Annotated in this window: 10 protein-coding genes and 1 pseudogene; 7 read left to right on the forward strand and 4 right to left on the reverse strand. The window is 69.7% G+C overall.

The features are described 5' to 3' along the window. Nucleotides 1-14 precede the first annotated feature (14 nt). Together AS181_RS14195 and AS181_RS14200 are read right to left on the reverse strand one after the other, a co-directional pair. Complete coding sequence (locus AS181_RS14195) at nucleotides 15-1,712, reverse strand: VanW family protein (protein WP_231742440.1); 1,698 nt, start codon at nucleotides 1,710-1,712, stop codon at nucleotides 15-17. A 297-nt stretch (nucleotides 1,713-2,009) separates the two neighbouring features. Further along, on the reverse strand, nucleotides 2,010-3,323 hold the full coding sequence (locus AS181_RS14200) for an acetyl-CoA C-acetyltransferase (protein WP_058252220.1): 1,314 nt from the start codon (nucleotides 3,321-3,323) through the stop codon (nucleotides 2,010-2,012). Between the two features lie 90 nt (nucleotides 3,324-3,413). On the opposite strand from AS181_RS14200, the gene AS181_RS14205 reads away from it, so the two are divergent. Further along, a complete protein-coding gene (locus AS181_RS14205) occupies nucleotides 3,414-4,778 on the forward strand; it encodes a 3-oxoacyl-ACP reductase (protein ID WP_058252221.1) in 1,365 nt (454 codons plus the stop codon). Continuing rightward, nucleotides 4,778-5,665, forward strand: coding sequence for a MaoC/PaaZ C-terminal domain-containing protein (locus AS181_RS14210; protein ID WP_058252222.1), 888 nt, complete (start codon nucleotides 4,778-4,780; stop codon nucleotides 5,663-5,665). The genes AS181_RS14205 and AS181_RS14210 overlap by 1 nt, the downstream gene beginning before the upstream one ends. A 114-nt stretch (nucleotides 5,666-5,779) precedes the next feature. On the opposite strand, the gene AS181_RS14215 is transcribed toward AS181_RS14210, so the two are convergent. Then, entirely contained in the window at nucleotides 5,780-6,382 is a 603-nt protein-coding gene (locus tag AS181_RS14215) for a TetR/AcrR family transcriptional regulator (RefSeq protein WP_058252311.1), read from the reverse strand. Between the two features lie 98 nt (nucleotides 6,383-6,480). Further along, on the reverse strand, nucleotides 6,481-7,644 hold the full coding sequence (locus AS181_RS14220) for a glycoside hydrolase family 3 N-terminal domain-containing protein (RefSeq protein WP_058252223.1): 1,164 nt from the start codon (nucleotides 7,642-7,644) through the stop codon (nucleotides 6,481-6,483). Between the two features lie 98 nt (nucleotides 7,645-7,742). Between AS181_RS14220 and AS181_RS14225 the strand changes: the two genes are divergently transcribed. The 5 genes and pseudogenes from AS181_RS14225 to AS181_RS25765 all read left to right on the forward strand — a co-directional run. Beyond that, nucleotides 7,743-8,300, forward strand: coding sequence for a universal stress protein (locus tag AS181_RS14225; RefSeq protein WP_058252224.1), 558 nt, complete (start codon nucleotides 7,743-7,745; stop codon nucleotides 8,298-8,300). A gap of 460 nt (nucleotides 8,301-8,760) precedes the next feature. Continuing rightward, the gene (locus AS181_RS14230; RefSeq protein ID WP_058252312.1) at nucleotides 8,761-9,726 is read left to right on the forward strand and encodes a GlxA family transcriptional regulator; all 966 of its coding nucleotides are present in this window, start codon (nucleotides 8,761-8,763) and stop codon (nucleotides 9,724-9,726) included. Between the two features lie 36 nt (nucleotides 9,727-9,762). Beyond that, a complete protein-coding gene (locus AS181_RS14235; RefSeq protein ID WP_058252225.1) occupies nucleotides 9,763-10,485 on the forward strand; it encodes a DJ-1/PfpI family protein in 723 nt (240 codons plus the stop codon). A 75-nt stretch (nucleotides 10,486-10,560) separates the two neighbouring features. After that, entirely contained in the window at nucleotides 10,561-10,761 is a 201-nt protein-coding gene (locus AS181_RS14240; protein ID WP_004023745.1) for a DUF2613 domain-containing protein, read from the forward strand. A gap of 160 nt (nucleotides 10,762-10,921) precedes the next feature. Next, nucleotides 10,922-14,095, forward strand: a pseudogene (locus tag AS181_RS25765) (alpha-(1->3)-arabinofuranosyltransferase); the annotation flags it as partial. Nucleotides 14,096-14,222 lie beyond the last annotated feature (127 nt).

Consider the following 14,222-nt stretch of genomic DNA (forward strand, 5'->3'; position numbering starts at 1 on the left):
GAACCACCCCGGGGTCAGACGCACTTCACGATGGGTTCGGGCGCGTAGCGGACGGTGCGGGTGGACCGATCGATCTCCCGTCCGGTACGCGCGTCCTTGATGATCCGGGTGTCCGATGCCGTGAAACCCTTGCTCCCGCTGCTCGGGATGCAGTCGTCCCCGCGCGGAACGCGGACTCGCGGCGGATCGGTGGGGGCAACCCGCTCACCCGTGACCGACTCGACCTCGAACGCCTTCGTTCCCCAGAGCCGAACCGTCACCGACGACGGCGACCAGGCGGTCTCGATCAGCACGCCGTGCCGCGTGTTGTTGCGGAACTTTAGGTCGATGGCGCCTTCGAACACGGTCGCCTCCCGCGCCTCCGGGTACCGCGAGATGTAGTACGCGTGCTCGGTGTGGTCGACGTCTTCGAGCCCGGCGAAATAGGTCGCGTTGTACAGGGTCGTCGCGAACTGGGAGATCCCGCCGCCGACCGCGTTCGACGCCCGACCGTGGTCGATGATCGTCGACTCCACGTACCCCTGCTCCGCTCCGCGCGGCCCGGTGTGCCCGTTGAGCGAGAACACCTTTCCGGGCAGGACGAGGGCCCCGTCGACCTCGGCGGCGACGAGCCGGATGTTCTCCCCGGAAGCGCTCGAGAAGCCACCGGTGGTGTACTCGCTGATCAGTTCGGTGACCCCGAGCTTGCGCGCGGCATCGGTCGTGAGCTTCGGCTCGACGTCGTCGTAGACGACCTCGACCCTGCGATCGCCACCGTCGGCCGCCGCACTCGTGGCGACGGCGGCCAGGGTCTTCGGCCAGTTGATCGCGGCGCCGTCGACGCCCGGCACCACCTGCGGACGGCCGGACGCCAGACTGAACGTCGCGCTGACGGGGGCCCGTTGCGAGGCGTCGAGGTCGGGGGCGAGGATCTCGCGCCCCACCTTCTCGTCGGCTCGGGGGGTGAGCCCGCCGCGGCCGTCGGGCCCGAAGGTCACTATCGACGCCAGGTCTCCCGCGGGCACCTCGACCGTCCGTTTGCGGCGGTCCACGAGACTCACGGGAGCCGCGACCACCCGTTCGGCCGGTCCGGCGACGGTCGCGGCCACGACCTCGGCGCTCACCGTCGGCGAGAAGGGTTCCATGGGCAGGTCGACGGGGGCGCCGTCCAGCCAACGGTCGACGAGGGTCGCGGCGGCAGCGTCTCGCGCGATGCGTTCACCCTTGGCGGGCTGATCCCCGACGGGCTCGGTGCCGTCGTAGTGCACACCACCCTCGACCGCGGCCTTCTCGAGTGACGCGCGCTGGGCGTCGAGCGCCGCGTTCATCGCCGTCCGATCCAGCGTGACGACCGGCTCGACGTCGAAGTCGCGGCCGAACAGCGCGGCCAGACGGACGAGCGGATTGCGCGGTTGCTCGAGGAGACGAGCCCGCGTCGCATCGGCGTCGTATGTGAGTCCCAGCTCGGCGGGCGCGACCTCGGCCGAGCCCTCCGGCGTCCGCAAGACGACCGGTTGTCGCGAGCGCGCCGTCAGCTCGTCGAGTACGGAGGTGAGTTCGGCGGAGTTCCGACCGCCCGCATCGATACCGCCGACGACGGCGTTGCGTGGGGAATCGGAGCGGGTGGCCACGAACTCCGCGGCGAGGACGAGCGTGATCACGGCGACGACGGCGAGCACGGCGCGTAGCGCGAATCGTGCTCGGCGAGAGCCTGGGGTCACAACTCCATCCATCGGGGCTGGCAGCTCGGCGGGCTGACGACTTACCAATCAGGGGGTGGCCGCAGAACTACGGTCGGGAAAGCAGGCGCTCCGGCCGAGCTGTCGGGTCGGGGGTCTGACAGCGCAGCCGGAGCTATAGACATATTTACGCTACTTTTCGGCCGGAGGCATCCCCGGACGGCCGATTCTGTCGAATATGTGACGAAGTACCCCGATTCGTCCCACGAAAGTGAGACGGATCGGCCGATCAGTCGCCGATCCGTCTCACTTACCGGGATTCCAGCTCTCGATGATGTCCGCTTCGGGTCGTCAGCCCTCGATGATCGCGGTGACGCCCTGGCCGCCCGCGGCACAGATCGAGATCAGCGCGCGACCGCCGCCGTTCTCCTTGATCTGCTTGGCCGCCTGCGCGACGATCCGGCCGCCGGTCGCCGCGAAGGGGTGACCCGCCGCGAGCGACGAACCGTGGACGTTGAGCTTGCTGCGGTCGATCGAACCCAGTGCCGAGTCGAGGCCGAGGCGCTCCTTGCAGTACTCCTCGGACTCCCAGGCCTGCAGGGTCGCGAGGACCACCGACGCGAAGGCCTCGTGGATCTCGTAGAAGTCGAAGTCCTGCAGTGTGAGCCCGTTGCGGGCGAGCAGACGCGGCACCGCGTAGGTCGGGGCCATGAGCAGCCCGTCCGGACCGTTGACGTAGTCGACCGCCGCGGTCTCGCTGTCCACGAAGTAGGCGAGCACCGGCAGTCCGCGGTCGGCGGCCCACTCATCGCTGGCGAGCAGCACGGTCGACGCACCGTCGGTGAGGGGCGTCGAGTTGCCCGCGGTCATCGTCGCGTCGCCGAGCGAGACACCGAAGACCGGCTTGAGCTTGGCGAGCTTCTCCGCGGTGGAGTCGCCGCGCAGGTTCTGGTCGCGGGTCAGGCCCAGGAACGGGGTGATGAGGTCGTCGAAGAAGCCGGTGTCGTAGGCGGCCGCCATGTTCTGGTGGCTGCGGGCGGCCAACTCGTCCTGGTCGGCGCGCTTGATGCCGAACTCCTTGGCGGTGACGGCGGCGTGCTCGCCCATCGACATGCCCGTGCGGGGCTCGCCGTTGCGCGGGATCTCGATGCCGAGCTTCGTCAGCAGCTTCGCGGCGCCGAGGATCTGGTCCTTGGTGCTCCGCGCGCGATTGACCTCGAGCAGCTGACGACGCAGGCCCTCGCCCACGGCGATCGGTGCGTCGGACGTCGTGTCGACGCCACCGCCGATCGCGGCGTCGTAGCGGCCGCGGGCGATGCCGTCGGCGACCGTCGTGATGGCCTGCAGTCCGGTGCCGCAGGCCTGCTGGATGTCGAAGGCAGGGGTGTACGGCGACAACGCCGAACCGAGCACCGACTCGCGGATGAGATTGAAATCACGGGCGTGCTTGAGCACGGCGCCGCCGGCGACCATACCGAGCTGCTCGCCCTGCAGGTTGAAGCGGCTCACCAGGCCGTCGAGCGCGGCGGTGAACATCTCCTGGTTCCCGACCCTCGCGTACGCCTTGTCCTGGCGTGCGAACGGGATGCGGTTGCCGCCCAGGATCGCGACGGGACGATCGCTGCGGGTCTTCGGCTTGCTGGTGGGGTTGGACTGTTCGGCCACGTCGATCTCCCAAGGGTCGGGTGCGGTATCTATAGCGTATTCTTACTCATCAGTAAGTTCGTTGTCGAACGACAGTCAGAGGAGATCAACGTGGCCGCCAACGGAAACACTGGCCTGTACTCGAGCTTCGTCCATTCCGCGCCCGGCGCATTCATCGCCAAGCAGGCCGGGTTGCCCGTCCCGCCGCCGCTGCGGCGCTACAAGGCCTCCGAGCCGCCGCTGCCCGGCCCCGTGCTGCTCGGCGGGTCCGGCCGGCTCGTCGAACCGCTTCGCGAGATGCTCTCGACCGAGGACTATGACCTCATCCAGAACGCCACGACCGGGCGCAGCGCCGACAAGTACGGCGGCCTGGTCTTCGACGCGACCGGCATCACCACTCCCGCCGAGCTGCGTCAGCTCTTCGAGTTCTTCCAGCCCGCGATGCGTTCGACCGCGGCCTGCGCGCGCTTCCTGGTCATCGGCACCACGCCGGAGCTGGTCACCGACCCCTCCGAGCGCGTCGCGCAGCGCGCACTCGAGGGCTTCACCCGCTCGCTGGGCAAGGAACTCCTGAAGGGGTCCACCGTCCAGCTCGTCTACGTCTCCCCCGACGCCAAGACCGGGCTGACCGGCCTCGAGTCGACCGTGCGCTTCGTGCTGTCGGCGAAGTCGGCCTTCGTCGACGCCCAGGTCATCCGGGTCGGCGGCGCCGACGCCACCGCGCCGAAGAACTGGGACAAGCCCCTCGAGGGCAAGGTCGCCGTCGTCACCGGTGCCGCCCGCGGCATCGGTGCGACGATCGCCGAGGTTCTCGCCCGCGACGGCGCGCACGTGATCGCCGCCGATGTCCCGCAGGCCGGGGACGCGCTGTCGGAGACGGCGAACAAGGTCGGCGGCACCGCCTTCCCGCTCGATGTCACCGCGGCCGACGCCGGCGCGAAGCTCGCCGAGCACGCTCTCGAGCGTCACGGCGGCATCGACATCATCGTCAACAACGCCGGCATCACCCGCGACAAGCTGCTTGCCAACATGGACGACTCCCGCTGGGACGCGGTCATTGCGGTCAACCTCATCGCACCGCAGACCCTCGTCGAGACGCTGCTCGAGAAGGGTGCTCTGCGCGAGGGCGGCGCCGTCGTCGACGTCTCGTCGATCGCCGGCATCGCGGGCAACCGCGGCCAGACCAACTACGGCGCCTCGAAGGCCGGTGTCATCGGCCTCGTCGACGCCTACGCGCCGATCCTCGCCGAGAAGGGCATCACCATCAATGCGGTGGCGCCCGGCTTCATCGAGACCAAGATGACCGCGGCCATCCCGCTAGCCACCCGTGAGGCCGGCCGCCTGATGAGCTCGCTGCAGCAGGGCGGTCAGACCGTCGACGTCGCCGAGACCGTGGCCTACTTCGCCAACCCGGCGAGCAATGCCATCACCGGCAATGTGGTCCGCGTCTGCGGCCAGGGATTCCTGGGGGCCTGATGGGCAAGACGATCACCCTCCCGTCCGCACCCGGCACCGCCGAGCTGTACGGCAAGGCGGTCACCGCGCTGCTGCCCGGCATCGGCAAGCCGCCACGGGTGCCGGCCGACGCCACCGCACCCGAGACGCGTTACCGACTCGACGGCGTGCGGGTGGATTCGACTGCGCTGCAGGCGTATTGCCACGCGACCGGGCAGCGGTTCGGCGGCACCCTGCCGCTGACGTACCCGTTCGTGCTGCAGTTCCCGGTCGTCATGAAGCTCATGACGTCCGACGAGTTCCCGTTCGGCGCCGTCGGTTCGGTGCACATGACGAACACCATCGAACGCACGCGGCCCATCGAAGTCGGTGAGCCGCTCGACATCGTCACGCATGCACAGAACCTGCGCGAGCACCGCAAGGGCATCCTGATCGACGTCGTCAGCGAGATCCGCGTCGGATCGGAACTCGTCACCACCCAGACGGCGACGTTCCTGAAGCAGCAGCGCACCAGCCTGTCCGACGAGCCGCGGGGTCCCGAACCGAAGTCGAAGACCCCGCCGCCGCCGGACGCCATCCTGGCCGTCGACCTCAAGCGGATCCGCGAGTACGCCGCAGCCTCGGGCGACCGCAACCCGATCCACATGGGCAACCTGCCGGCGAAGGCCTTCGGCTTCCCCAAGGCCATTGCCCACGGGATGTGGAGTGCCGCAGCGGCTGTCGCGAACGTGGAGGCGCAGCTGCCCGACGCGGTCACCTACGACGTCAAGTTCGGCAAGCCGATCCTGTTGCCGGCCAAGGTGAACCTCTACACCCGCCGGATCGACGGCAGGGGCAGCTTCGACATCGCGATCCGCGATCGCCGCAAGGGATTCCCGCACCTCACCGCGACGACTCGGGAGGGCTGAGGGCCCTCGCCTTTCGCTCCCGCGGTCTCGTTTCCGTCTCGCTTATTGGATCCAATCAGCGGATGGGAAGCGGGGCCGCGGGAGCGATTGCGTTGCACCTCAGGTGTCGATACTTCAGGCGTCGGTACCGACGCCCTTCAGGCCGCGCCAGGTGATGCCGACGAGGAGGCTGGTGGCCCGCTCGAGGTCGACGTCGCCCTCGGTGATGCGGTCGGCGACGGCCTCGGCGGCGCCGACGATCGCGACGGCGGTGAGTTCGAAGTCGATGTCGCTGTCGACCTCGACGGTCGTGCCCGCCTTGATCAGCTGGGCGACCATCTCGGTGACCCGCTGGCGGCTCTCGGAGACGATGCCGGCGAAACCGGCGGTGCCGATGGCGACGCGGTACAGCACCCGCCAGGACTGCCGGTGCTCGTGCACGAAGCGGAGAAACTCGCGGATCACCGTGACGGCCTGCTCACGCTGCGACAGCGACGGGTCGAAACCGACGCTCATCGCGTCGATGAACAGACCGGACTCGCGGGCGATGCACGCACTGAACAGTTCGTCCTTCGAGCCGTAGTACAAGTACAGCATCGGCTTGGAGATCTGCGCCTCGGATGCAATGGCGTCCATCGAGGTCTCGCGAAAACCGTTCTGCGCGAACACCTTGACGGCAGCATCGAGCATCTGTTGCTCGCGCACCGCGCGGGGCAGGCGCTTGGTTCCGCCCGACATGACCGCCACCTCCGTTCACGACAACCGTTCCGACCGACGATATCAACAACTTACCAATCGGTAAGGTGAAACCCCCGTCGACGCGGGGTCTCAGCAGGTCAACAGTTCACCACACCCTTGGACCGCAGGATGCGCACGACCTTGTCGTCGAGGCGGGCCGGCGCGAGGCGACCGGACGACACCGCACGCTCCAGGTTGTCGAGCACCGAACCGACACGGTCGGTGGACAGCCACAGCGCAACGTCGCCACCGGCGAGGATGAACTTCTCCACCGCCTGCTCGATGGGGTACTGCGCGCTGATCGCCGCCATGCCCGACAGGTCGTCGGAGTAGATCACACCGTTGAACCGCGGACCGTCGTAGCCGACGCCGGTGCGCAGCATCTGGATCGCGGGTCGGCTGATGCTGGCGGGCAACCCCTTCGTCAGACCCGGGACGATCAGGTGGCCGACCATCGCGCCCGCGGTCCCGGGGTCGCGCAGGAGAGTCCGGAACGGCACGAGATCGCTGTCCTGCAGCTCGGCGAGCGACGGGACCGTCACGACACCGAGGTGCGAGTCACCCGAGCCGTGCCCGTGTCCCGGAAAGTGCTTGTACACCGGCGTGATTCCCGCGTCGGCCAGTCCTGCCGCATAGGCGCCCGCGTACTCGGTCACGACCGCCGGGTCGTTGCTGAAGGACCGGTCGCCGATCACCTCGTTGTCGGACTCGTCGCTCACGTCGGCGACCGGCGCGAAATCGACGGTGACACCGAGGCGCTTGAGCTTGCGGCCCACATCCGCCGCGATCGCGCGCACCTGCTCGGGCGTCTTGGTCTGGGCGAGTTCACGGGCCGAGGCGTGGTCGATGCCGAGCGCGGACAGGCGCGACACCCGCCCGCCCTCCTGATCGACGGTGACCATCAGCGGGATCGGCGAGTTCTGCGAAATACGTGCTGCCGCACCGCTCGTCAGAATCGCCTTGTCGGTCCAGCTCCCGACGAAGATCCCGCCGATCTCCTCGTTCTCGACGATCTGCTGCGCGTCGGCCGCCCCGGTGACGCCGACGACGATCAGCTGCGCCAGCTTCTGGCGTACGGACAGTTTCGCGAGTTCGCTTGCACCACAACTGTTTGCGACCGGAACGGTCGTCGGCGACGCCGACGAAGACGTCGAAGCGAGCGACGACGCCGAGTACGAGGGAGTCGGTGGCGGTGAGTCCGGCGTCGACGACGCGCACGCCGCCAGCGCCGCGCACAGTACGGCGACCGTCCCTGTCGTCATCGCATTCCGGATCCAGTTGTCACGGATCCCTTCGCGACGAATCCGTCGGGGTCTGCGAGTTGGGCCCATGGCACGAGTCTGGCATGTAGTCTGAGCCAATGGACGTGGGGTCCGATTCGTCCGGGTCCGCCACCGCCGGGCGCGGTAGCGGCGGCAACAGTGCCGCACAAACACTGATGATCGCCTATGACGGGTCACCGAACGCCGACCGCGCCATTCGCTACGCCGGACAATTTCTCCGCGCGCAATCTGCAGTGGTCGTCACCGCCTGGCAGCCCGGCGGCATGACGCCGGCACGTATGTCCACCCTCGCCGGCGGGATGCAGCCGTTCATCGACACCCAACTCGACGCCGGCGTCGACCAGGCGCTCGAAGACGAGGCCGCCTCGATCAACGAGCGCGGCGTGACACTCGCCGCCGAGTGCGGACTGACCGCACGCGGATCGCTCGTGGAGGTGGAGTCGACGGTGTGGGGTGCGCTCGTCGCCGCCGCCGAAGCGCTCGACGTCGATCTCCTGGTCACCGGAACGCGCGGGGCGTCGGGACTCAAGGCACTGCTGCGGTCCAGCGTCGCCGAGAGGGTCCTCAAACATTGCCATCGGCCGGTGTTCATCGTGCCCGCGAAGTGCGAGAAAGAACCGCAGGTCACGTTGTAGCGCAGCTCTGCTGGCCGAGCGTCCCCACCTGACGGCCGAGCTAGTCGAGGTCACCAAGTGGCTTCGACACGGCGCCTCGCTGCGCTCGGAGCCGGCTCAACCAGCGGGGGGCACACACCCCAAGCCGAGCGTCCCCACCTGACGGCCGAGCTTGTCGAGGTCACCAAGTGGCTTCGACACGGCGCCTCGCTGCGCTCGGAGCCGGCTCAACCAGCGGGGGGCACACCCGCCGGGCCGAGCGTCCCCACCTGACGGCCGAGCTTGTCGAGGTCACCAAGTGGCTTCGACACGGCGCCTCGCTGCGCTCGGAGCCGGCTCAACCAACGGGGGGCGAGCCGGCTCGACCAGGGGCGGGGCCGGCTCAACCGGCGGTGGGGACCAGATCAAACAACAGTGACGTGTCCTGATCTGTGGGATGCGTGGCCTGGACGCCATGGTGCGGGTCGGAAACGATGTCTGCATGACGCGATCGGTGCTGATTCTCGGGTTCCCCGGGGTACAAGCCCTGGACGTGACGGGACCGGCCGACGTGTTCACCACCGCGTCGTACGCCCTCGCCGACCAGGGCGCGCAGGTCCGCTACGACCTGCGGCTGGTGTCGACGACCGGTCTGCCGGTGGGTACCGGCGTCGGTCTGGAGTTCGTCGCGCATCCACTCCCCGATCCGGCCGATCCGCTCGACATCCTGATCCTGCCCGGCGGGACCGGCGTCCACGACGCCACTCACGATCCCGAACTCATCGACTGGATCCGGCGAGCGGCAGGTCGCGCCCGACGGGTCGTCAGCGTGTGCAACGGCGCATTCCTCGCGGCCGAGGCCGGGCTGCTCGACGGCAAGCGCGCGACGACGCACTGGGCGGTGACCGAGTTGCTCGCGGAGCGGTACCCCGCGATCCAGGTCGACGCCGAGGCCCTTTTCGTCCGCGGGAGCGATCGTGTGTGGAGTTCCGCGGGTGTCACCGCCGGAATCGACCTATCGCTGGCCCTGATCGAAGAGGACCACGGCACCGAGCTCGCACAGCTCGTCGCGCGGTGGCTCGTCCTCTACATGCGACGGCCGGGCGGCCAGAGCCAGTTCGCCCCGCCGGTGTGGATGCCGCGGGCCCGTCGCGCGGCGATCCGCGAGATCCAGGAACGCATCGAGGCCGAGCCGGGCCGGGTGCACCGCGTCGACGATCTCGCCCGCGACGCGTCGATGAGCCCACGCCATTTCTCCCGCATCTTCACCGACGAGACCGGTGAGGCGCCGGGCGCCTATGTCGAACGGGTCCGGACCGACGCCGCCCGCCGGGCACTCACCCAGAGCGACGACACGATGCCGGTGATCGCCACCCGGTGCGGGTTCGGGTCGGCTGAGACGATGCGGCGCACCTTCGTCCGCCGGCTCGGCGTGCCGCCCGATCAGTACCGCCGCACCTTCCGCTAGACGCACACCCGAGAACCCACGACCCGGAAGGCATCCATGACCCGGATAGCGATCGTGCTCTACCCGCAGTTCACCGCGCTCGACTTCATCGGCCCCTACGAGGTGCTGCGAGCCCTGCCCGACACCGAGGTCAGATTCGTCTGGCACGAACCCGGGCCGGTCGTCGCCGACTCGGGCGTGCTCGTCGTCGGAGCCACGCATTCGTTCGACGAGACACCGTCGCCGGACGTCGTCCTGGTGCCGGGCGGTCCCGGTTTCCTGGCCGCCTCGCAGGACGAGAAGGTCCTCGACTGGCTGCGTGCCGTACGGCCGGGCGCCCAGTGGACGACGTCGGTCTGCACCGGTTCGATCATCCTGGCCGCGGCCGGTCTGCTCGACGGCAGGCCGGCCACGACGCACTGGTCGTCGATGGCCGCGTTGACCCTGCACGGGGCGAATGCGGTGTCCGACGAGCGCATCGTGCGCGCGCTGCCCGACGACGACCTGGTCACCGCCGCGGGCGTGTCCGCCGGTATCGACCTCGCGCTGTGGCTGGCCGAGCAGATCGCCGGGCGCGCACGAGCCGAGGCGATCCAGCTGGTCATCGAATACGACCCGCAACCGCATCTCGATTCCGGGCACCGGTCCAAGGCGTCGGCCGGCACGATCGCGACGTCGACGATGCTGCTCAGCCACGACGTCGACAAGCCCGAACTGCTGAAGACGAGTGCGCGGCTGCTGTGGGATCGCACCCTGACGAAAGTGCGGTCTCGGCGTTGACCGCGGCCGCATCGATCCGCAGGTGTCAGCGGGTGTCACCCGGAATCGGACTTCGGCGATGGTAGTTTCATCGCCATGACCAACAACCGCCTTGTCGCCGGAGCCGTCGCCGGGGTCGCCGGCATCCTGGTGGGACTCGGCGCGGTGTTCCTCGGCGGGTTCCTGGCCTCCGAGAACAGCCCGTCCACCGATCTGAACAACATCAGCCCGAACAACGGATTCGTCCAGGGTTCGGTGGACTACGGTTCGCGCGGCGGAGCCGGCGAGACCAACTGACCCATCCACGACGCCGCCGGTCCCGGCGTCTCCTGATCGACAGCAGCCGCAACTGAGTACTCCGCCTCCGCCACCGGATCAGTCCGTACTCAGCCGACGCGGTATCGCCGTCGTCGGCGCGATCTCGCTGCTGATCTGCCTGCTGCAGTCACCGGGCCGCATCGCCGCCGACACCAAACTCGACCTCACCGCGAATCCGCTCGGGTTCCTCGCGCGCGCCGCGCATCTGTGGACGCCGAACGCACCGATGGGGCAGGTGCAGAACCAGGCCTACGGGTACTTCTTCCCCCACGGGGCGTTCTTCGCCCTGGGTGACCTTCTCGCCGTTCCGCCGTGGATCGTGCAACGCCTCTGGTGGGCGGTGCTGCTCACCGTCGGCTTCGTCGGCATCGTCCGCCTCGCCGAGATGCTGCGGCTGGGCTCGCCCGCCTCGCGGATCATCGCCGCCGCCGTCTTCGTGCTCAGCCCGCGGGTCCTGACCACCCTCGGCTCGATCTCATCGGAGACCCTGCCGATGATGCTCGCCCCGTGGGTGCTGATCCCGGTGGTGCGGGCACTCGACACGCGGGCCGAGAACGCTGCCCCGCTGTGGCGGGAGGCCGCGCGTGCGTCGGCCGCGGTCGCGCTGATGGGCGCGGTCAATGCCGTCGCCACGCTGGCAGCGCTCGGCGTCGCCGCTCTGTGGTGGCTGCTGCACAGTCCGCGCGACCGACGCTGGTGGCGGTTCGGCGCCTGGACCGCGGCCGGCCTGACCCTGGCATGCGCGTGGTGGGTCGTGCCGCTGCTGATCCTGTCGCGCGTGAGTCCGCCGTTCCTGGACTACATCGAGTCGTCCCGGGTCACCACGCAGTGGACCTCGCTCACCGAGGTGCTGCGCGGGGCGAGTTCGTGGACGCCGTTCGTGTCGCCGGAGCGCGTCGCCGGGGCGGTGCTCGTCACCCAGCCCGCCGCGGTACTGGCGACCGGGACCATCGCGGCCGCGGGGCTCGCCGGATTGTGCATGCGGCACATGCCGTTCCGCGGCCGTCTCGTCGCGATTCTCGGCGTCGGCCTCGTCCTGATGTGCGTCGGCTACGCGGGTGAACTCGGGTCGCCGGTCGCCGAGCAGGTACGCGTCTTCCTCGACGGCCCGGGCGCCCCGCTGCGCAACATCCACAAGTTCGAGCCGCTGCTCCGCATCCCGCTGGTCCTCGGCGTCGCACATCTCCTGGCACGGGTTCCGCTGCCGGGGAGTGCGAGTCGCCGGGAGACGCTCTCCGCCTTCGCCCAGCCCCAGCGGTCGCGACCGGTCGCCGCGACCATCGTTCTGCTCGTCGCCGTGATCGGCGCCGGGTCGTTGATGTGGACCGGTCAGCTCGCGCCGGACGGTACGTACCAGGCGATTCCACGCCACTGGCAGCAGACCGCCGACTGGCTGGCCGAGCACAGCGAACGCGACGACGGCGCCCCGCCCGCCCGCGCGCTGGTCGTCCCCGGCGCCCCGTTCGCCGACCAACTCTGGGGGCTCACCCGCGACGAACCGCTGCAACCCCTGTCCGACACCCCGTGGGCGGTCCGCGACGCGATCCCGCTCACCCCGCCCGGCGCGATCCGCACCCTTGACTCCGTACAACGGGAGATCGCCGCGGGCCGTGGCTCCCCCGGTCTCGCCCCCACCCTCGCCGGGCAGGGCATCGGATTCGTCGTCCTCCGAGCCGATCTCGACCCCGACACCTCGCGGTCGGCCCGCCCGCTGCTCGCGCAACAGGCACTCGACGAGTCGCCCGGGCTTCGTCGCGTCGCCGAGTTCGGTCCGCCGATCGGGCCACCCAGCGTCCGAGGAGTGGTGCGCGACAACGGACTACGGCCGCCGATGCCCGCGGTGCAGATCTACGCCGTCGGCGAACCGGGCGCGCCGACGACCGGCACCGGTCCGCGACTCGTCGACACCACCGGGCTCCCCCGCATTGCCGGCGGGCCCGAGGCGATCGCCGAACTGGCCGACGTCCGCGCACGCCAGGGACTTCCCCCGCTCGGACCCGTCGTGCTCGACGCCGACGCCCGCCGCGCCGGGATCGTCGACGGCCCGTTGATCGTGACCGACACACCCGCTGACCGGGAGACCGACTTCGGCCGCGTCGACGACCACAGTTCGGCGATCAGGTCGCCGTCGGACCCGCGTCGGACACAGAACGCCGTCGCCGACTACCCCGTCGACGGCCAACCACTGGTCCACGGGGAATGGTTGTTGGACAACGAGAGCGGCGAAGTCGAGGTGTCGACGTCGGGATCGGCGGCGGACGCGGTCCAGCCCGGGCAGACCTCGCCGGCCAACTCGGCGGCCGCGGCCTTCGACGGCAACCCGCAGAGCGCCTGGGTGAGCGGCGGATTGGAGACCGCGGTCGGACGATGGATGCGCATCGGTTTCACGACGCCGCGCACCGATCTCGCGGTGACCCTGACGACCGCGAAGGCGCTCGGACCCGACGTCACGAGTGCGCTGATCACCACCGAGGCGGGCAGCACGGTGGTCTCCGGTCTCGCTCCCGGCGAACCGGTCACCGTGATCGCCCCCAGCGGCCCCACCGGTTGGCTCCAGATCCGCGCGCTCCGCACCGACGACGGCACGGCGGGAAACCAATTCGCGCTCGGTGAGGTGACGGTCTCCGATCTGCGAACCGCGACGCCGGTGCGGATCCGCCACCGCGTGGTGTTGCCCGAACTCGAGGCCGGCACCGACGTGGCCCAGTGGCTGCTGTACCAGGAGCTGTCCGGGCGGGCGTCGTGCGTCTCCGACCCCGAGCGGCAGATGACCAGGTGCGCACCGGGTCTCGCACTCTCGCCGGAGACTTCGGCGGTGTTCGGGCGCGCACTCTCGGTGCCGTCGGATGTCACCGTCTCCCCCACCGCGATCCTGCGACCCCGACCCGGTGATGCTCTGGATCGGCTTCTCGCCGAGGACGACCGGGTCACGGCGCGCGGGCCCCGCCCGGTGACCGATCCCCGGGGCGGGCCCGCGGCTGCCGTCGACGGCGATCCCGGAACATCGTGGACCGCACCGGAGATCCCCGACGAGGAAGAGTCGCCCGCGCGCGACAGGGAGACCGACGATGGCGCAGCGGACGAGAACAGTCCCACCCTGGTCCTCGACCTCCCGCGCGCACAGCGGGTCGATTCGCTGACCATCGACGCCCCGCGGGGCTATCCCGCCGCGCCCACCGAGGTCGCGGTCGACCTCGGGACGGGAGAGCAGATCCGCGAGGTCGACGAGAGCGGTCTCGTGCGGCTCGATCCCGCGGTCACCGACCGTGTCGAGATCACCATTCGCGCGCAGTCCGACCTCATCGACGTCAACAGCCTCGGGTTCGCCAGTCCCGCACCACCGGGAATCGCCGAGGTCCGGGTGTCGCCCACGCCGGCAGACGGTGTCGGTGTCGATGCCGGTGCCGACCGGGTCGTCGAGATCGGTTGCGACGACGGCA

The sequence above is a fragment of the Gordonia sp. SGD-V-85 genome (genome assembly GCF_001456905.1).
Classification (GTDB): Bacteria; Actinomycetota; Actinomycetes; order Mycobacteriales; family Mycobacteriaceae; genus Gordonia; species Gordonia hongkongensis.

Excerpts from the sequence above, each read along its gene's own strand:
- AS181_RS14195 (WP_231742440.1), bottom strand. The coding sequence starts at position 1,712 with ATGGATGGAGTTGTGACCCCAGGCTCTCGCCGAGCACGATTCGCGCTA.
- AS181_RS14210 (WP_058252222.1), top strand. The coding sequence starts at position 4,778 with ATGGGCAAGACGATCACCCTCCCGTCCGCACCCGGCACCGCCGAGCTG.
- AS181_RS14215 (WP_058252311.1), bottom strand. The coding sequence starts at position 6,382 with ATGTCGGGCGGAACCAAGCGCCTGCCCCGCGCGGTGCGCGAGCAACAG.
- AS181_RS14220 (WP_058252223.1), bottom strand. The coding sequence starts at position 7,644 with ATGACGACAGGGACGGTCGCCGTACTGTGCGCGGCGCTGGCGGCGTGC.
- AS181_RS14225 (WP_058252224.1), top strand. The coding sequence starts at position 7,743 with ATGGACGTGGGGTCCGATTCGTCCGGGTCCGCCACCGCCGGGCGCGGT.
- AS181_RS14230 (WP_058252312.1), top strand. The coding sequence starts at position 8,761 with ATGACGCGATCGGTGCTGATTCTCGGGTTCCCCGGGGTACAAGCCCTG.
- AS181_RS14235 (WP_058252225.1), top strand. The coding sequence starts at position 9,763 with ATGACCCGGATAGCGATCGTGCTCTACCCGCAGTTCACCGCGCTCGAC.
- AS181_RS14240 (WP_004023745.1), top strand. The coding sequence starts at position 10,561 with ATGACCAACAACCGCCTTGTCGCCGGAGCCGTCGCCGGGGTCGCCGGC.